The organism is Frankia sp. CcMO1 (assembly GCF_977945845.1).
Genome location: NZ_CDWTMG010000080.1, coordinates 1 through 18,381, shown reverse-complemented (window position 1 = coordinate 18,381; position 18,381 = coordinate 1). Strand labels below are relative to the sequence as shown.

General features: G+C 71.3%; 17 protein-coding genes and 2 pseudogenes. 10 read left to right on the top strand and 9 right to left on the bottom strand.

All coding sequences use genetic code 11. The features are described from left to right. The first annotated feature begins 84 nt into the window (after positions 1–84). Positions 85–570 carry a hypothetical protein gene (locus AC08OU_RS12050; protein WP_476599690.1) on the top strand — a complete coding sequence of 162 codons (486 nt, stop codon included), beginning with the start codon at positions 85–87 and terminating at the stop codon, positions 568–570. Here AC08OU_RS12050 and AC08OU_RS12045 read toward each other — a convergent pair. The 3 genes from AC08OU_RS12045 to AC08OU_RS12035 are packed head-to-tail and all read right to left on the bottom strand — an operon-like array spanning position 503 to position 2,597. Then, complete coding sequence (locus AC08OU_RS12045; RefSeq protein WP_476599692.1) at positions 503–1,219, bottom strand: methyltransferase domain-containing protein; 717 nt, start codon at positions 1,217–1,219, stop codon at positions 503–505. The genes AC08OU_RS12050 and AC08OU_RS12045 overlap by 68 nt on opposite strands. Further along, positions 1,213–1,920: a TIGR04282 family arsenosugar biosynthesis glycosyltransferase gene (locus AC08OU_RS12040; RefSeq protein ID WP_476599694.1), complete on the bottom strand. Its 708-nt coding sequence runs from the start codon at positions 1,918–1,920 to the stop codon at positions 1,213–1,215. Before AC08OU_RS12040 ends, AC08OU_RS12045 begins: the two co-directional genes overlap by 7 nt. Beyond that, the gene (locus AC08OU_RS12035; RefSeq protein ID WP_476599696.1) at positions 1,917–2,597 is read right to left on the bottom strand and encodes a glycosyltransferase family 2 protein; all 681 of its coding nucleotides are present in this window, start codon (positions 2,595–2,597) and stop codon (positions 1,917–1,919) included. Before AC08OU_RS12035 ends, AC08OU_RS12040 begins: the two co-directional genes overlap by 4 nt. 182 nt (positions 2,598–2,779) lie before the next feature. Here AC08OU_RS12035 and AC08OU_RS12030 point away from each other — a divergent pair, with 182 nt between their 5' ends. The 9 genes and pseudogenes from AC08OU_RS12030 to AC08OU_RS11990 all read left to right on the top strand — a co-directional run bounded on the left by AC08OU_RS12030 (position 2,780) and on the right by AC08OU_RS11990 (position 12,023). Next, positions 2,780–3,529: a response regulator gene (locus AC08OU_RS12030; protein ID WP_476599698.1), complete on the top strand. Its 750-nt coding sequence runs from the start codon at positions 2,780–2,782 to the stop codon at positions 3,527–3,529. 70 nt (positions 3,530–3,599) lie between these two features. Further along, positions 3,600–4,739 carry a sensor histidine kinase gene (locus AC08OU_RS12025; RefSeq protein WP_476599700.1) on the top strand — a complete coding sequence of 380 codons (1,140 nt, stop codon included), beginning with the start codon at positions 3,600–3,602 and terminating at the stop codon, positions 4,737–4,739. Between the two features lie 108 nt (positions 4,740–4,847). Then, positions 4,848–5,180, top strand: a pseudogene (locus AC08OU_RS12020) (NAD-dependent epimerase/dehydratase family protein); the annotation flags it as partial. Between the two features lie 125 nt (positions 5,181–5,305). Beyond that, positions 5,306–5,890 carry an NAD-dependent epimerase/dehydratase family protein gene (locus AC08OU_RS12015; protein ID WP_476599702.1) on the top strand — a complete coding sequence of 195 codons (585 nt, stop codon included), beginning with the start codon at positions 5,306–5,308 and terminating at the stop codon, positions 5,888–5,890. Between the two features lie 649 nt (positions 5,891–6,539). After that, complete coding sequence (locus AC08OU_RS12010) at positions 6,540–8,030, top strand: NAD(P)/FAD-dependent oxidoreductase (protein ID WP_462203657.1); 1,491 nt, start codon at positions 6,540–6,542, stop codon at positions 8,028–8,030. 325 nt (positions 8,031–8,355) lie between these two features. Further along, positions 8,356–8,874, top strand: coding sequence for a hypothetical protein (locus AC08OU_RS12005; RefSeq protein ID WP_476599705.1), 519 nt, complete (start codon positions 8,356–8,358; stop codon positions 8,872–8,874). Positions 8,875–9,737: 863 nt separating this feature from the next. Continuing rightward, positions 9,738–10,537 (top strand): annotated as a pseudogene (locus AC08OU_RS12000) (class I SAM-dependent methyltransferase). A 13-nt stretch (positions 10,538–10,550) separates the two neighbouring features. Further along, positions 10,551–11,660 carry an aminoglycoside phosphotransferase gene (locus AC08OU_RS11995; protein WP_476599706.1) on the top strand — a complete coding sequence of 370 codons (1,110 nt, stop codon included), beginning with the start codon at positions 10,551–10,553 and terminating at the stop codon, positions 11,658–11,660. A gap of 66 nt (positions 11,661–11,726) precedes the next feature. Continuing rightward, positions 11,727–12,023, top strand: a complete 297-nt coding sequence (locus tag AC08OU_RS11990) for a TFIIB-type zinc ribbon-containing protein (RefSeq protein ID WP_476599708.1) — start codon at positions 11,727–11,729, stop codon at positions 12,021–12,023. A 65-nt stretch (positions 12,024–12,088) separates the two neighbouring features. Here the strand turns inward: AC08OU_RS11990 and AC08OU_RS11985 are convergent, their stop codons facing one another. From AC08OU_RS11985 to AC08OU_RS11960, 6 genes are all read right to left on the bottom strand, one after another. Then, on the bottom strand, positions 12,089–12,634 hold the full coding sequence (locus AC08OU_RS11985) for an FHA domain-containing protein (protein ID WP_476599710.1): 546 nt from the start codon (positions 12,632–12,634) through the stop codon (positions 12,089–12,091). Between the two features lie 60 nt (positions 12,635–12,694). Further along, on the bottom strand, positions 12,695–13,177 hold the full coding sequence (locus AC08OU_RS11980) for a Rieske (2Fe-2S) protein (protein WP_462187425.1): 483 nt from the start codon (positions 13,175–13,177) through the stop codon (positions 12,695–12,697). Positions 13,178–13,199: 22 nt separating this feature from the next. Further along, the gene (locus tag AC08OU_RS11975; RefSeq protein ID WP_476599712.1) at positions 13,200–13,772 is read right to left on the bottom strand and encodes a DUF6529 family protein; all 573 of its coding nucleotides are present in this window, start codon (positions 13,770–13,772) and stop codon (positions 13,200–13,202) included. 149 nt (positions 13,773–13,921) lie between these two features. Then, on the bottom strand, positions 13,922–16,507 hold the full coding sequence (pepN, locus tag AC08OU_RS11970) for an aminopeptidase N (RefSeq protein WP_476599713.1): 2,586 nt from the start codon (positions 16,505–16,507) through the stop codon (positions 13,922–13,924). A gap of 82 nt (positions 16,508–16,589) precedes the next feature. Next, positions 16,590–17,399: a DUF5996 family protein gene (locus AC08OU_RS11965; RefSeq protein ID WP_462187423.1), complete on the bottom strand. Its 810-nt coding sequence runs from the start codon at positions 17,397–17,399 to the stop codon at positions 16,590–16,592. 91 nt (positions 17,400–17,490) lie between these two features. After that, positions 17,491–18,294 carry a hypothetical protein gene (locus AC08OU_RS11960; protein ID WP_476604900.1) on the bottom strand — a complete coding sequence of 268 codons (804 nt, stop codon included), beginning with the start codon at positions 18,292–18,294 and terminating at the stop codon, positions 17,491–17,493. Positions 18,295–18,381 lie beyond the last annotated feature (87 nt).

Genomic DNA, 18,381 nt, shown 5'->3' with positions numbered 1-18,381 from the left:
CAGATCCGGTTATCCGGCCCGGCTCATCGCGCCGAACCGGCCCGGGGTCCTCCAGACGAAATGGGTACATCGGGTGGTGATGGTATGAACGCCGTCGTACTGCGCGGTGTCGCGGTGGCGGCCGGGCTGGCCGCAATCGGTTACGGGGTCGACGGCGTGCTCACCCACCAGCAGGCCACCCGGCCGCCGAACACCGTGGTCTGGCTGATCGGCGGGGTCCTGGTCCATGACGCGTTGCTCGTGCCCGCGACGATGCTCGTCGGCTTCCTGCTCACCCGGTTGGTCCCACCGCCCTACCGGTCCGTCGCACAGGGCGCACTGCTGGTGAGTGCGGCGGTCGCCCTGTCGTCGCTCCCGCTGTGGCGTGGCTACGGTGGGGACCCTGGGAACCCGACGGTGAACCCGCTGCCGTACGGACGCAACCTCGCGCTCGTTCTCGGAGCGGTCTGGGCCGGCGCGGCGGCCCTCATGGTGAGTCGGGCGGTCCGCGCCCGGCGGGGAATCATCCGGTCGGGAGACGCCGGCGCAGCGCGGCAAAGTGCCGGCCGGCGCTGCACCAGGTCCGGGTGATTAGCAGTCCGGCGTCCGGCGCGAGGCCGGTCAGGTCGTCCCCGTCCACCAGGCACCAGGAGAAGGGCCGCGACACCCGGCCGGTCGCGTCCTCCAGCCGGACCCGCATCGGGCCGGTCTGGGCGCCCGGCGGTTCGAGTTCGACGAGCACCCGGCCGGAGGGGGCGAGGAGTTCCCCGGCCCGGCGCAACAACCGGATCGGGTCGCCGCCGATGCCGATGTTCCCGTCGGCGAGCAGCAGCGCGGCCCATCGTCCCTCGGCAGGTACCCGGCCGAACACGTCCCGCCGTAGCGCCGGCGCACCGGCCCGCCGGGTCAGGTGCACCGCGAACGGCGCGACGTCGATGCCGAAGGCCGGCACCCCGCGGGCCGCGAGCGCAGCCGCGAGCCGGCCGGGCCCGCAGCCGACGTCGAGGGTCGGGCCGCCGCAGTGACGCAACAACGACAGATCCCCCGGGGACAGCGCCCCGGTGGAGCAGGTGCGCGGGGTCGACGCCGCCGGGGGCAGAGTGCCACGCCAGCGGTTCACCGGCAGCGGGTCGCGTCGCCCGTCGGGACGGCGCATCCACAGCTGTCCACCGGCGGAACGCAGTCCCGCCTCGTAGACGGTCGTCGGTCCCCACCGGCCGTCGGGGACGCCGGTCAACACGCGGTGGCCCGGCCGGCGGCGATGCGATCCCCTTGCGTGGCGCGCAGCGCCGCGGCGAAGCGCCCACCGGGCACGAGCCGGGCGACCGCGTCGGCGTCGGCCATGGTGTCGACGTCACGCATCGTCGGCAGGGTTGTGACCGTCAGGCCGGCTTCGGACAGGCGGGCCCGTTGCCGTGCGCCGGTGTCCGGGCGTGAGGTCGGCACGCCACGGAGAAGATCGCCGTCGGGGGTGGTCAGGCCGAGTGCCCACCATCCCCCGTCCGCGGCGGGACCGAACACCGCGTCGGTCGCGTGCAGCGCGTGGCAGGCGGAGGCAAGCAGGGCGGCGGTCACCTGGGGGGTGTCCATCCCGATGAGCAAGGTCGGCTCGCTGCCGGCGTCGAAGGCTGCGGCGAGCCTGACGTCGAACGGCCCCGACACCTGCGGCATCACTTCGATCGCGATTCGTCCGGCCGCGATTCGTCCGGCCGGGATTCGTCCGAACGAGGTCTCCAGCCACGGGCCGACCGCGCCGTCGAGGACGAGGACCGGGCACAGTGCGTCGAACCCGGGCAGGCGGGTCAGCTCCTCAACCGCGGCCAGCGTGTCCGCGAGCGCGGCCGCCGCGACGGCCGCCGCCTGGTCCGGGCGCAGGGGCGGCGTGAGGCGGGTCTTGACCCGCCCGGGTACCGGCTCCTTCGCCATCACGAGCAGCCTCACCGGAGGCTCGCCAACAGGGCGGACATGTCCCGGGCCGTCCGGGCGGCGCCGAGCGGTGTCCCGGTCACCTTGGAGCGCCCGACCCGAGGGGTGTAGGCCACGTCGGTCTCGATGATCCGCCAACCGGCCTGGGCTGCCCGCAGCAGCAGTTCCAGCGGATAGCCGAACCGGCGGTCGGCCACGGGCAGTCGGAGCAGGTCCTCCCGGCGGGCCACCCGCATCGGGCCCAGATCATGGACGGGAACGCCGCGCCGGCGCAGCCGCCCGGCGACCACCGCGTTCCCGAATCGGGCGTGCGGCGGCCAGGCCCGCATCGAGGTCGGGCGACGGCGGCCAAGAACCAGATCGGCCCGGCCGGCCAGCAACTGCGCGACGAGACCGGGAAGCTCGGCGGGATCGAGGGAGGCGTCCGCGTCGCACACGCCGACCATGTCGGCGTCCGCGGCGAGCAGCCCGGCGTGCACGGCGGCGCCGTAGCCGCGCTCAGGCACGTCGACGACAACCGCCCCGCGTTCCAGCGCCACCTGGCGGGAACCGTCGCGCGATCCGTTGTCCGCGACGATCGGCCAGTAGCCGACGGGCATCCGATCCAACACCCAGGGTAGCGCCCCGGCCTCGTCCAGGCAGGGCAGGACGACGTCGACGGAGGCCCCGATCCCACTACGTTGCGTGAACATGATCGGGACTGTAGTGCCGCCCGCGCGTGATCAACCCTTACGGAACAAGGAATGCCCGGGTCCCGTCCGGCGGCTCGGCACGGACACGACGACAAGCATGACGATCATTACGAGCATTACGAAGCGGAGACATCCGAGCCGATCATGGTCAAGACGGCCGTCGCCTTACCTATCGTGGCCGGGTGGCCCGTGTGCTCGTCGTCGACGACGACGCCCTCGTCTCCGAGGTCGTCGACCGCTACCTGCGCAACGCCGGCTTCGACGTCGACCGCACCGCGGACGGGCCCACGGCCCTGCGGGTGGCCGAGACGACCCCACCGGACCTCGTCGTCCTCGACCTGATGCTGCCCGGTCTCGATGGCATCGAGGTGTTCCGCCGGCTCCGGGCGCACCGACCGGTACCAGTGATCATGCTGACCGCACGTGCCGACGAGTCGGATCGCATCACCGGTCTGGAGATCGGCGCCGACGACTACGTGACCAAGCCGTTCTCGCCGCGGGAGCTGACCCTGCGCGTGCAGTCGGTGCTGCGGCGGGCGAACGAAGCGGCGCCGGGCGCGGAGGCCGGCGTCCTGCGGGCCGGCCCCCTCGTCGTCGACGCAGCCGCGCGGACCGCCACCCGGCACGGGGTGCCGCTCGGGCTGACGGTGCGCGAGTTCGATCTGCTGGCCTTCCTGCTGCGCCGGCCCGGCCGCGCCTTCACCCGGGGCGAGCTGCTCGAACAGGTGTGGGGATGGAGCTATGGCGACCCCTCGACGGTCACCGTGCACATCCGCCGACTGCGGGAGAAGATCGAGGATGATCCGACCGCTCCCCGGATGCTTGTCACAGTGTGGGGAGTCGGGTACCGCTACGATCCCGGCACCCCGCGCCCCGACAGCACCCCCACCGGACAGGTGGCGGCACCGGACGAGGGACGACACCGAGGATGAGACCCGAGGCGGTGCGGCGGGACGACGACCTCACGGGCGGGCGGCGAGCGAGAGCGAGAGCGAGGCCCCAATGAACGCCGACCTGGAGGTCATGGGGATCGCGCTCGACTGTTCGACAGCGGCCGCGCTCACCGGCCTGCCGTTGCTGCGGGCGCTCCGGAAGCGGCCGTTGTGGGCGACAGCCACGTCACTGAGCGTAATACCGGTCGTCGCGGTGACGGCGGGGGTCGCCGGCACGGCGCAGGCAATGTTCCTCTCCGATCACGACCTGCGGGTCGTGCTCATCGTGGTCGCCGTGTCGGCGGTGGTGGCGTCGGCATCCGCGGTGCGCCTGGGTGGCCCGGTCGTGGCGGCGATCGGGACGCTGACCCGAGCGACGGCGGCCCTGGGCGAGCCGGGCTATCGCGGCGCCGGCCATGTTCCGACCGCCGAGCTCAGCGCGCTGGCGACGGCCCTGGACGCGACCCATGTCCGCCTGGTCGAGGCGCGGGAACGGGAACGGGCCCTGGAGGCGAGCCGCCGCGAGCTGGTGGCCTGGATCAGTCATGACCTGAGAACCCCGCTCGCGGGAATCCGGGCGACGGCCGAGGCCCTGCAGGACGGCCTGGTCACGGACGCCGAGACGACGGCCCGCTACCACCGGCTGATGCTCGCCGACGCCGAGCGGCTGACCGGCATGGTCGACGACCTGTTCGAACTGGCCCGGCTGCAGGCCGGTGCGCTGCGGCTGAGCCTGGAGAAGGTGCGCGTCGCCGATGTCGTCTCGGACGCGATCGCCGCGGTGGACCCGATCGCGCGGGCCAAGGGAGTCGTCGTCAGCGGGCGGGCCGATCACGCCGGGTACGTCGACGCCGACGCGGCCGAGGTGGGGCGCGTGCTGACCAATCTCCTCGTCAACGCCATCAGGCACACCCCCGACGACGGAACGGTGGAGATCACCGCTACCGCGGACGCCGACCGGGCGGTCTTCGCCGTGGCGGACCGGTGCGGCGGCATCCCGCAGGAGGAGCTGCCCCGCGTGTTCGACCTCGGATTCCGGGGCGAGTCGGCCCGGACCCCCGGCGGTGACGACAACCCGCACCAGCCACGGATGCGGTCGGGGATCGGCCTCGCGATCGTCCGCGGCATCGTCGAGGCGCACGGGTGCGACGTCACCGTGCACAACCATCGGGAGGGCTGCCGCTTCGTCGTCGCGCTCCCCACGTCCTGACGTCCGGACGCCGCCCGGGGTTACGACGGTGCCGGCACAGGGGCCGGGCCGGAGACGTTCCGCGGTTCGTAAGATCCGGCGCGTCCCGGCACCGCTAGCGTCGGCGTCATGCGGGTTCTCGTCACCGGTGGCGCCGGCTTCATCGGTTCTCACGTTGTCGACGCGCTGGTCGCGGCGGGCGGCGAGGCCAGGATCCTCGACGCCCTGCTTCCGGCGGTGCACCGGACGAAGCCCCAGGTCAACAACGCCGCCGAGATGATCGTTGGGGACATGACCGATCGGGGCCAGGTCGCCGAAGCACTGAGCGGGATCGACGTCGTATGCCACCAGGCCGCCATGGTGGGTCTGGGTGCCGATCTGGACGACCTTCCGGCGTATGCCACGAACAACGATCTCGGCACCGCGGTCCTGCTCGCGGCGATGGCCCGCGCCGGAGTGGGGCGACTGGTCCTGGCGAGCTCCCTGGTGGTCTACGGCGAGGGTGGTTACCGCTGCCCGACGGACGGACCGGTGCGCCCCGGACCACGGCAGGCCGCCGACCTGGACGCGGGCCGTTTCGAGCCGCCGTGCCCACGGTGCCACCGGCCGCTCTCGCCCATCGTGGTCCACGAGGACGCCCCCTTGGACCCCGCAACGCGTATGCGGCGACCAAGGTCGCCCAGGAGCATCTCGCGGCGGCATGGGCGGCGGAAACCGGCGGGACCGTCGTGGCACTGCGCTACCACAACGTCTACGGTCCGCGGATGCCCCGGGACACCCCCTACGCCGGCGTCGCGTCGATCTTCCGCAGTGCGCTGGAACACGGGCGGGCCCCGCGGGTCTTCGAGGACGGCCGGCAGCTGAGGGATTTCGTGCACGTCCACGACGTCGCGCAGGCCAACCTGCTGGCGTCCCAGCAGCCGCAGGCACCCGGCCGGCTGGTTCCCCTCAACATCGGCTCCGGTGATCCCCACACCGTCGGGGACATGGCGGACGCGCTGGCTCGTGCCTTCGGCGGTCCGAAGCCCGTCGTGACCGGTACCTCCCGGGTCGGCGACGTCCGCCACATCGCCGCGTCCTCGGCTCGAGCAGACGATCTTCTCGGCTACCGGCCGCGGGTCGACTTCGCCGGGGGGATGCGGGCCTTCGCCCATGATCCGCTGCGAGACTAAGGTTCTCCCCGGATCCGCGATCCTCCCTGGCCCGCTCGGGGCAGACCCACGAAGGACTAATCCCCGTCGGCCACCTTCATGAGATCGAAGATGCATCCGCCGAACATGCTGCCCGTGAAAACTGCCCGTGAACGTGCAGGACGCGAACGTCATGTCAAAGAACGAGCACCGAATGAAGGTGCAGGTGGTGAAAGCAGTATCCGAATAGACTGATGTGCTAAACCGGACCCCCAGAAGGTGCGCTCAGTCAAATCCACCACACGAAGAAAACATGATCATAGCTCTGGCCAGACAGATCCCCGCCGTCGGGGCCCAGGGACCGGGTGGTCGCCCGCGTCCGCGGGGCCGGTTCGCCGTATTTCCGTTCGGCCAGGCGCCGCAGCCTTCCGGCCAGACACGATCTTCAGTGCCCACCTCACGGTTGCCCCCGAACTGGGCGCACCACTCGACGAGGTATCAATCGCCCACGAATTGTGTTGCATGCCACATGCCCCGTCGACGCTATCCGGCGACAGGAGGTGATGATAAACACGATCCCATCTCGGATATACGGCGGAAAATAGTAGCCGGGGTCCGGCACCATCAGGTATATGATCTTCGCGGCGCCAAGGGGCACCGCCGGAGTCAAGAGGCTGAGCGGAGAAGGATCGTGACCACGGACAGCGCCCAGACAGGGCAGGCCGGCGAACCGGAACGGCTCGAGGAGCGAAGCACCTCCCCGCACCGAGTAGTGATCATCGGGTCTGGCTTCGGAGGTCTGTTCACCGCGCAGGCCCTCCGCAAAGCACCGGTCGAGGTCACCCTCGTCGCGAAGACGACGCACCATCTGTTCCAGCCGCTGCTCTACCAGGTGGCAACGGGCATCCTGTCCGAGGGCGAGATCGCCCCGACCACCCGTGAGGTATTGAGCCGGCAGGACAACGCGCAGGTCGTCCTCGGCGAGGTGACCACCATCGACGTGAACGCAAGGACGGTCACGTCCCAGTTGCTGGGTCGCACGACCGTGCACCACTACGACAGCCTCGTCGTCGCCGCGGGCGCGGGCCAGTCGTACTTCGGCAACGACCATTTCGCCACGCACGCCCCGGGCATGAAGAGCATCGACGACGCGCTCGAGCTGCGCGGCCGGATCTTCGGGATGTTCGAGCTCGCCGAGGCGTCCACCGATCCCGCGGACGTGGAGCGGCTGCTGACCTTCGTCATCGTCGGGGCGGGCCCCACCGGCGTGGAGATGGCCGGACAGATCGCGGAACTCTCGCGCCGGACCCTGCGGCGGGACTTCCGCAGCATCGACCCTGCCAAGGCCCGAGTCATCCTGCTGGACGCCGCACCCGCCGTCCTGCCGCCGTTCGGCGAGCGGCTCGGCGCGAAGGCGGCCGACAAGCTGACCAAAATCGGCGTCGATGTGCAGCTGGGCGCCAAGGTCGTCAATGTCGACGCGACCGGCATCGACGTCGAGGACAGCGACGGCACCCGCCGGCGCATCGACTCGGTCTGCAAGGTCTGGGCCGCCGGCGTTGCCGCGAGCCCGCTGGGCCGGCAGCTCGCCGAGCAGACCGGTGCGGGGCTCGACCGCGCCGGCCGCATCGAGGTGCTGCCCGACCTCACCCTGCCGGGGCATCCGGAGGTGTTCGTCATCGGGGACATGGCGAGCATCAACCGGCTGCCCGGCGTGGCGCAGGTCGCGATCCAGGGCGGCCGGCACGCCGCCAAGGAGATCCAGGCCTGGGTCGCCGGCAAGCAGACGGGCCGACCGTTCGAATACCATGACAAGGGCAGCATGGCTACCATCTCGCGGTTCAGCGCGGTGGCGAGCATCGGCAAGGTGCAGTTCAGCGGCTTCTTCGCCTGGCTCGTCTGGCTGGCCGTACACCTCGTCTATATCATCGGGTTCAAGCACCGGCTGACCACTCTGCTTCACTGGACGGTGAGCTTCATCGGCCGGGGCCGGTCGGAACGTACCGTCACCGAGCAGCAGATCTTCGCTCGGGTCGCGGTCCAACGCCTCGGAACGGACTTCGCACCGTCCCTGCCCCCGCACGCGAGTCAGGAGGCGCCGTCCTGGACGGGGGCCCGGACGATCGTGCCGATGCAGCCGCAGGCCAAGGACGAGGACAGCCGGCAACCGTCCCGGGTCTAGCGCGTAGCGCGGATCCGGCCTCCGTCCCGATCGATCGGCCGGAGCACGCACCGTCCGCCCGCAGGCATCCGCCGGGGCGGACGGTTGCCGCGTCGAGGTACCGCCGGGCCAGGTACTGCCGCGTCGAGGTACCGCCCGGGTCCGCCACCGCGGGAACCGGCCTTCCACGTGGTTCGCACCACGCCCGCACGTTCCTCACATCTCGCTGTCGCATCGTGGGCTCCGACCGCGTGCCACCGTGGCGCGCGGCGCCCGGCCGGTCGTCGCCGCTCAGGGCCGACGACCGGTTCGCGGCGTGGTGACGCGACACGGAAGGACGACACAGATGCGCAGCTTCCTGACCGGACGATGGGGTGCGGGGGTCGCCGCAGCGGGTCTGCTCGGGCTCGGATTGGGGGTCGGGCTCGGGTTCGGCGGGACAGCCGCGTCCGCCACCCCGGACCGGACCGCCAGCGCAGCAGCCGCCCCGGCCGACCACGCGTTCCTGGGCGACCATCCGCGACTCGCCGAGGCCCGGCTGCGTTCCCACGACGGGCTGCGTCCCCATGGCGGCCTCTGGGCCGGCGGCGGCGTGCGCGGTGAGGCAACGGTCAAAACCGACAAGGGCTTCCAGGTAGTGGCGGGGCAGCGCGGGAAGGTGACCGCGGTGAGCCCCACCTCCCTGACGGTCACCAGTGAGGACGGCTACGTCGGCACCTATGTGATCAACGCCGATACCCGGTTCCGGATCGACGGGGACACCGCGAAGGTCTCCGACCTCCACCCGGGGGTGACGGTCCGGGTGGGCGCAACGGTCAAGGACGGCACCCGCACGGCGGTGGTCGTCGCCCAGCCCAAGGACTGACCCACCGCCGAGGGCCTATCCCGGCACCGAAGATCACCTGGGGGACGCCTGTCAGCGTGACGGCGGCGTCCCCCTCCCTCCGCCATCCGGCTCGTCCGGAGGAAGCTCCGGACAGCCCTCGCATTCGAGGTCCGCGGCGCGGACCATGCGACACCGCGGGCACGGTGCCCCCGGCCGCATCATCGTCTTCAGCCCCTGGCGGGGACGCCGTCCCCGATGTTCCGGACACCGCAGGTACAAGAAGTCGGCCTGAACGGGCATCGAGTTCTTCATGGCAGGGGAACCTTTCCGGTTCCGCCGCATTCCCGACACTTGATATTGGCGTCACCGTCGAAAAGACCGTCCTCGTCCACTTCCGCCTGCGGACGCGTCTGATACTGCGTGCCGTTGCAGGACGAGCAGGTCATCAGGCCCAGGCTGAGCCGCTCGTCTGGCGGCCGAAAATACCGACTGGATCTTTTTCGTTGCCTCACCACGCGATCAAAGGTGCACGCTCCATCACAGCCTGTCCAGACGCATCCACCACCAGGGCGTCATCCGGGAGACAGGCGCACCGTACTCATCCCATCCATCACTCGTCCGGCTACTTTGCCTACATTTCGGCACCCGGGCCGGCGCCATGGTGAGCAGCGGGAACGACGGAACGATCATCGGTGCCCGGCCGCGGCACGAGGCCGGGCGCGCCGACCCGCTGACGAGCGGCGAGGCATCACCAGCCACGGGTGTGCCCGGATCATCCTGGTCTCATACGATGACCGACTGATTCGTCGAGGCAGGCAGGAAGGCCGTCGTGCCGCGGTGGCCTGCCCCGGCACCGCGGTCGGCGCGCAGTCCGTGGCCACCCGGAGAAGGACGAGGGATGGATGATCAACAGTGCTGCCCACGTACGGACCAACCGTGCCCGCTGGAACGAGATCTCCGACGACTACCAGCGACTGAACGCCCCGCAGATCCGCCGGCAGGTGTTCACCGGCGATATCTCCTGGGGGCTGTGGGCCGTTCCGGAATCACGGCTCGGCGTGCTCGGTGAGGTCACCGGACGGGACATCCTGGAGATGGGCTGCGGGGGCGGCCAGTGGTCGAGCGCGCTGGTCCGGCGGGGGGCCGACCGATCGGCTTGGACCTCTCCGAACGGCAGCTGCACCACAGCAGACGGCTCACCGCGGAGACCGGACTGTCCTTCCCCCTGGTCCAGGCGAGTGCCGAGGCGGTGCCCTTCGCCGACGGCTCGTTCGACATCGTCTTCGCCGACCACGGCGCCTTCTCCTTCGCGGACCCCTTCCGGGCCGTGCCGGAGGCCGCACGCGTGCTGCGCCCCGGCGGCCTGCTCGCCTTCAGCCACGTCAGCCCGATCTACGAGATCACCGTGGCGCCGGGCCGGGACGCCCCCGGCAGTCGCCTGACCCGCGACTACTTCGGGCTGCGTCTGCTGGCCGAGGCCGACGGCCTGGTCAGCGCCAACCTTCCCTACGGCACCTGGATCAGGCTCTTCCGGGACAACGACCTCGTCATCGAAGATCTTCTGGAACCTCGCCCGGCACCGCCGGCATCCGACGATCACAGCGAGGAACCGGCACCCGCCCAGCCCGAACGCGGCGACGAGGCATGGGCGCGCCGCTGGCCCTCCGAATGCATCTGGCGGCTACGCAAGCCGACGCGGTGAAGGCATCGGCCTCGTGACCACCACCCTGACTGGCGACGCCGCCCCGCACGCCGCTCTGCTGACGGGCATGGCGGATCTCGCCCGCCGGCTCCAACCGGGCGGCCGGGAGGCTCCCGTCGTGCTGTCGCACCACGGTGAACGGCTGATCGTGCGCCACGGTGACGTCGTGCTCAAGGCCCACCCGCCCGGATCCGACCCACAGCCGCTCGCGGCCCGGCTCCGGCTCGTGGCCCAGCCGCGCCTGGGCCACATCCTGCTGTCCCCGCTGCCCCTGCCGTCCCCGCTGCCTCTGCCGTCCCCGCCGTCCCACGCCACCCATACCGGTCTGGACGGGCTCGCCGTCCGGGTCCACGACCGATGGGTGAGTGCCTGGCCGGCCGGCTCGACGCTCGGACTGGACCAGGTCGACGATGTTCCCTGGGCCGAGGCCGTTCCCTGGGCCGAGGCTGCCGCGCTGCTGGCGAGTCTGCATCGCATCCCGGTCACCGCGTCGGATCTCCTCGTGCTCCCCCGGGCCACGGTGCTCCGCCGGCTGCGGCACGACGTGGCTCGACTGCGCGACCAGGCCGGCCATCCACGTGCCGAGGTGGTCCTGCGCGCCGCCGCGACCCTGCCCGAGTGGGCGTTGCACCACCAGATCCAACCGGATCAACCGGATCAACCGACCCGACCGGGACGGTCACGCCGGCCGGCGCGGCCATTGACGATCATCCACGGTGACTGGCACTTCGGACAGCTCGTCGCGCTGCCCCGACTCGGCTGGCGCATCATCGACGTGGACGATCTCGGGCTCGGGGACCCGGTATGGGACCTGGCCCGGCCGGCGGCCTGGTACGCGGCCGGCCTGCTGCCGATGGACGTCTGGGCGCGGTTCGTCGACGGCTACCAGGCCGGTGGCGGCCCGGCGCTGCCGGGCGGCGAGGATCCCTGGACGGCCCTGGACCTGCCCGCCCGCGCGATTGTCGTGCAGTACGCGGCCATCGCGGTCGCCGCGCGTCTCGACGGCGACGCGCCCGGTGCCGGGCCCGAACCTGATCCGATCTCCGATGCCTTCGTCGAGTGCTGCCGGCGGATGGCCCGGGTTGGCCCGTACCCGTCCGGATCTCGACTATCCACCGGCTGACTTCCGCGGGATCGGTACGCTACCCGCAGCCAAGGATGTCTCCCCGCCATGAACGGCAGGTTCGGCATGAGTTACACCCTGCAGTGTCCCAAGTGCCACGCGATGATGCGGACGTACAACCGCAACGGCATCCAGATCGAGCAGTGCGACGGATGCCGGGGCATCTTCCTCGACTACGGCGAGCTGGAGGCCATCACCCGGCTCGAGGCGCAGTGGTCCCAGCCCCCGCCGCCACCCCCGGCTGCGCCCCACGCCCAGCCGGGGCACTATGCCCAGCCCGCCTGGGGGACTCCCTACGGGCACGGCGGGCATGGGCGCCACCACAAGCACGGCGGCCTCGCCCGGCTGCTGTTTTCCTCCTGACCCGCGCTCCGGCCGGCCGTCAACCCGACGTCAACTCCGGGGCGGGGCCGGCCCTCGGGCGGCGCTCAGGACAGCGCGAGCAACGCGCCGAGGGTGAAGCCAACCGCGGCGAGCCACACGAAGGTGGGCAGGGCGCGCAGCCAGCTCGCCACGGGCGAGTGGCCGGCGTGACGCTGAGCCGGGACCTGGGCGGAGCCCGCCGCCGCCGGGACGGGGCTGGGATCGATGCGGCCGCCCTGGCCGGCCAGCACGGTCGCCAGGGCCCCGACGTCCGGGTCGTCGGGCGCGGCGGGCGGGCGCCGCGGCGTAGGACTGACCGGGGCCAGGACGACCGTCGGCCCGTTCGCCGCGCCGAGATGCACCCGCACCTCGCCGTCGGTCAGGGCAACGCTGCCGGTCCGGGCGCCGTCCACCCAGATGCCGTTGGAACTGACGTCCTGGGCGAGCCACCCGGCGTCGCCGCGGGGCTCCAGCAGGACGTGACGCCGGGACACCCGGCCGTCCGCGATGACGACATCGCAGTCACGGCCGCGGCCGACGACGTGACTGCGGTCGGCGGACAGCACGCTCTGGCCGGACGGGACGGTGATCCGCAGCCCTGTCGGGTCCACTGTTTCTCCTCCTGAGAGGATCCGGCTCCTGCCGAGATCCGGGCGATCGGGGCGCGGGGGTCAGGCGGGGAAGACGGCGTTGTCGCGGACGGTGACAGCGACCGGCGGCAGCGGCTGTTTCGCCGGCCCCGCGACGGGTTCCCCGGTGCGGGTGTCGAAGGCGCTGCCGTGGCACGGGCAGAGGATGCGGCCCTTCTCGATCGCGTTCACCGAGCATCCCTGATGGGTGCAGACGGTGGAGAAACCCTGGATCGTGCCGGCGGCGTTCCTCGTGAGCACCAGGCCGGCGTCGCCGAGGATGAGACCGCCGTCGGCCGGCACCTCGTCGACCCGGGCGAGGGGCGCCGTGCCGCCGGCTTGGCCGCCGCCGTTGCCCGCGCCCGAACCGTCGCTACCCCCGCGGGTCCCGCCCGCGGTCGCCTGCCGTGGCTTCGGATCGGCCGCGTCGCTGCAGCTGGCGACGGCATACCCGACGGCACCCGCGGCGACGGTGACCGCGAGGCCGGGGGCCACGAGGCGCCGCGTCGGTGTTTCCTGCGTCATGACTTTTTCCTCGGGATCCTGTTCAGACGTGCGGAATACCGGACTGGGTGAAAAACCACAGTGAAGCCGTCAACCAGATTGTGACCAGGGGAACAAGAACCGTCGAGCCGAGCACGGGCAGTACCCGCCCCGGTAACCCGCTGGTCCGTAGACTGATCATCTTTGCCGTATAGGCCCCGTAAAAGGCGCAGCCCAGGAGGCTGTGGAGGAGCACCCGGGTGCCATCGCTGGCAAAGCCCAGCGCCCAGATGCAGTGGAAGGCCACTGGCAGGGTGAGGACGAACGCGGTCGTCCCGCTCCATCGGTGCAGCGGGCCGGCCCAGCTCGGCGCCGGGCCCGCGCCGGGCAGCCGTCCCCACATCCACAGTGCCGTGGCCAGCTGAACGAGTAGCAGAACGGCGGCGGCCGTCGTCAGCCACGCCTTCATCGGCAGCATGCCGGAGAAACCGAGGGTGAACAGCGGCCGCCCGGCTGGTTCATGAACCCTCGCGTACACACCGGTCGACACCGCGACGGCGGCACCGACCAACAAGGCAACGCCTAATGCCGTACCCGCATTCGTCTGCCGTTCGGCCCGGTCCGTGCCGGCTGCCATACCGCCCCCCGTCCCCTGAGACATCCTTGCTGCGCGAACTATGCCGGAAAGAACGCGGGCGCGTCCAGAGCCGTCGGGGAGAGGACATCGTCAGTGGGATGACGATGCCGGCGGCTTGGATGACGGGCGGGCCGGAGCAGGGCCCGGCGTCAGGGCCGGAGACGGGCCCGCACCGCTCGGCGGAGTTCGTCGGTCGCGTCGACAACGACGCGGCGCAGGAGCGGGTCGAGACGATCGCGGGCCAGCAGGGCGTCCGCCTCCCGCACCGTCCCCACAGACACGGCGAACTGCGGATAGGCGTAGGTGGCGATCTGCCGGGCGGCGTGCGGGGATCGCCGGGCCGCCATCGCCGGCATCTGCTCGAAGTAGCGGGAGACGTACCCGTCGGTGAGATCCGCCTGCTCAGGCTGCCAGAAACCCTCGGCCGTCGCGGCGACGAGCCGGGCGGACATCGTGTCGTCGTCCACGATCGTCCGCCAGGCCCGGGCCTTCGCCTCGAGATCGGCGACGGCGGCGCGGGCCCGCGCCGCATGCTCAGCGGCCCGGGCGCTGCGATCATGCCGGCTCTCGGCCGCGATCTCCGCCTCCCCGGCCCGCCCGAGTACGACCAGCCGGTGTAGCAGAGTCCAGCGTAGGTCCGGGTCGATGACCAGTCCGGCCGGCACGCCCGCCCCGGCGAGCCACGCCGCCAGTGTTCCCGCCTGCGCCGGTCCACTGCACCCGATGACCCCGCGGGCGGCGGAAAGCTGATGACCGCCTCCCAGTGCGGCGGCCGCGAGGACCCGCGCGCAGGCGGCGTGGAGCTCCTGCGCGGCCGCCGGTCGCGCCGACGGTGCGAGGTAGCGGTTCAGCGCGGTGGCCCGGGCGAAACGCAGGGCGTCCTCGAAGACAGCGATCTCGGTCTCCCGGGGCAGCGCACCCACGGCGAGCGTCAGATAGTCGGCGGCGGGCCATTCGGCGTCCCGGGTCGCGTCGGCCGCGGCCGCCCAGATGATCGCCCTGGCAAGCGGATCGGCCGTCCGCGGCAGGACGGTGGGCAAAGCGGCGAGGTCGGCCGGGGTGAAACGGACCTTGGCGTAGGTCAGGTCGCCGTCGTTGACCAGCAGCAGGCATCCCGCCTCGCTCCCGACCAGTGACGCGATCCCGGTGCGCCCGTCCGGCGCCGCCGGATCGATGTCCACCTCCACCCGGCGGAGCAGCACGATCGGCTCGGTCGGGTCGGTCGGCTCTGCCGGGCCGTAGACGCCGATGCGGTGCGGACGCAGCGTCGGGTGCGTCGGCGGTGCCGTCTGGATCACCGTGACCTGCGCGAGGCGGCCGTCGGAACCGATCGTGATCTCGGGGCGCAGCGTGTTGACCTGTGCGTGGCGCAGCCACACCTCGGCCCAGCCGGCGAGGTCCCGGCCGCTCGCCGTGGTCAGCGCGGCGAGCAGGTCGGCCAGGGACGCGTTGGCGAAGGCGTGCTGGGCGAAGTACGCCCGCAGCCCGGTCAGGAAGGCGTCGTCGCCCACCCAGGCGACCAGCTGCCGCAGGGCCGACGCTCCCTTGGCGTAGGAGATGCCGTCGAAGTTCAGCAGGGCGAGCGCGGTGTCGGGGACGTCGGCCGGGGCCACCGGGTGCGTCGACGGCCGCTGGTCGGCGGCGTAGCCCCAGCTCTTGCGACCGACGGCGAAGCTGGTCCACGCCCCGGTGAACCGCGTCGCCTCGGCGGTCACCCGATAGCCCATGTACTCGGCGAACGACTCGTTCAGCCACAGGTCGTCCCACCAGCGCATGGTGACCAGATCACCGAACCACATGTGGGCCATCTCGTGGGCGATGACGACGGCACGCAGCTCCCGTTCGGCCTCGGTCACCGCCGAGCGGAACACAAACTCGTCCCGGAAGGTCACGCACCCCGGGTTTTCCATCGCGCCGGCGTTGAACTCGGGCACGAACGCCTGATCGTAGGTCCCGAACGGGTACCGGCTCGCGAACAGCTCGTGGTAGCGGTCCAGGCAGGCCCGGGTGATGCCGAAGATCTCCGCCGCGTCGGCGTCGAGGTACGGCGCGAGCGAGCGGCGGCAGAGCAGCCCGAGCGGGATGCCGTCGTGGAAGTCCTCGACGAGGTGGTACGGCCCCGCGACCACCGTCACGAAGTAGGTCGCCAGGGGGGCCGTCTCGGTGAACTCCCACCGCCCCGGCAAGGTCTGCTTCCCGGCGCCGTTCGCCCGCACCGTCCAGTCGGGGGGTGCGGCCACGCTCAGGCGCACCGGCGCCTTGAGATCGGGCTGGTCGAAGCAGGCGAACATCCGCTGGGCGTCGTCGAGGAAGGTCTGCGCATACAGGTAGACCTCGCCGTCCTCCGGGTCGGTGAACCGGTGCAGCCCCTCGCCGGTGTTCGAGTACCTCATCGTGGCCGTCACCACGAGCTCGTTCGTCGCGTGCAGCGCCGCGAGGGGGAGCCGGTTGCCGTCGACGGCGGAGGGGTCCAGCGGCTGGCCGTTGAGCCACAGCTGCTGGATGGATGCCGGTTTGAGCTCGACGAACGTCGTCAGCGCCGGTTCGCCACCCGCCGACGAGCCGTCCGTGGCGAGAGAGCCGTCCGTGGGGGAACGGAGGCTGAAGCGCACCCTGGTCGTCGAGCCGAACTCCGTCGACGTGCGCGCCGCGGTCAGGTCGAGCTCGATCTCGTAGCCGTCAACGCGGACCAGGCCGGCACGGGCGAGGGCTTCGTCCCGGGTGAGGCTGTGCATACGGCGAACTTATGGGATGCTTCGTCGCCCGTCCGGCGCGGACCCGGTCACCCCTCCGATCTTGCCGGGTGGCTCGTCGATGTCAGTGCCCAGGGGCGAGGACAGGGTCGGTGACGCCGTGGGGGCAGGCGAACCGCTCGATGTCCCAACCGGCCCGGCCGGCCCCGGCCCGGTAGGCGCTGTCGTAGAAGCCGAGGACGCCGGCCCGCCGGTCCGGGCTGCGTTCGAGGGCCGCGAGCGGGAGGACTCCGAAGCTGACCACCTCCCGCGAATAGGCCTCCCGGGTGACCGGATCGGTCTCGGCGGACTGGTCGACGGGCCGGTCGGCGAATCGGGTATGGGCGATGTCGAAGGTGTGCCAGAAATGGTGGACCGGGCTGACCTTGCCGCTGAATCCGGCGGCGAATTCCTCCAACAGCAGGTTGACCTGGCTGAGCGTCTGCCAGTAGCGGGCCACCGCCGCCGGGTCATAGGCGGCGTGCTCGGTGTCCTCGTTGAACGGACGTGCCGCGTCCAGCAGATCGAACGGATGCGGATGGTCAAGGCGGATCTTGATGCCGAGTGCCGCCAGCGCGTCGAAGGTGCGGCGGTAGAACGACGCTACCGACTGCGCGACCAGGGGAAACGAGATCGTCTCGCCGTCCAGGCGCTGGACGACCAGCTCATGACCGACGAAGTCGAAGTCGATGGTGAAGATCGGGTTTCCGTCGAGCTGGCCCATCGGACGCGTCGTCAGTCCACGGCCGGTCAGCTGGAACGGCACATTCCACCAGTGGTTGCGCCGTGGGCTCGCGGCCAGCCGGATCTTGCCGACGACCTGCAGGTAACGGTGTACGGTCTGCCTGGTCTCGGCCCAGCAGGACAACGGGAACGGGGCCAGCATCTCGACCATGGCGATCCCTCCGAACCGAACGAAGTGGAGCGGACAGCGCCAGCCTGAACACCGAAGGTGTTCCACGCATCCCGGGGGAGGACGTCACGGTTCAGCAGCGGTCGGGCCGGCCACGGCAGTCCGGGACGATGACCCGGCGAATCTCGATCTCCCCGTCGCCGAACGACTTGAGGACCACCGAGTGCCGGAGCGCCTCGGCGACGAGCGGGATCTCACCGAGCACCGAGTCGGGGGGCTTGCCCATCATCAGGTAGTCGACGTCACGCCAGCCGTGGGGGAACCGGCCGCGCACCTGAGGGTCGAGGTCCAGCTTGTAGAACCGCACTGGCAGCGGCCGGCGCCCGGCGATCGTGAGGTCGGTCCAGGCGATGTCGTCAGTGATGACGGTGCCCTCGGAGGAAATATTCGCGAGAAACCATCGGGTCGCCTCGCGGCTCGGGGCACTCGCGTCCCGGGTGAGCGCGGTGCGGATCTTCGGTGTCCAGTCCGGGATCACCGTCGCGGCGGCCACGGACAGGGCCACAAGGACCACGAGGCAGCGCAGGCCGTTGACGATCGTGGCCGCGGTCGGCCCCGACCTCGACTCTGACTTCGACTCCGGTCGGGCATGATGCGGCGGACCGCGTCGCGGCTGTGCTCCACTCGGCAGGACGGCGTCGAGCAGCCCTGCCACGCACAACGCGGCGAATGGGAGCATCGCGGTGATGTAGGGGTTGGGCAGGTAGCCGTTGCGGAAAACGAAGGCGAACTGCAGCAGCAGCAGTCCGGCGACGACCCGCAGCCGCCGCAGGGCGAGCAGGGGAACCGCGGCCGCAATACCGGCGAGGACCAGGTAGGGATCGAGATCGAGCCAGGACCGCACGACATGGTAGGTGTCACTACCGGTGTCAAGCACGCTGCCGCTCGGGGCCCGGTCGAACAGCTGCCATCTGATCGCCCATTCCAGCGAGACGTGGCCGGGCCCCTCGAACGTAAACATTCA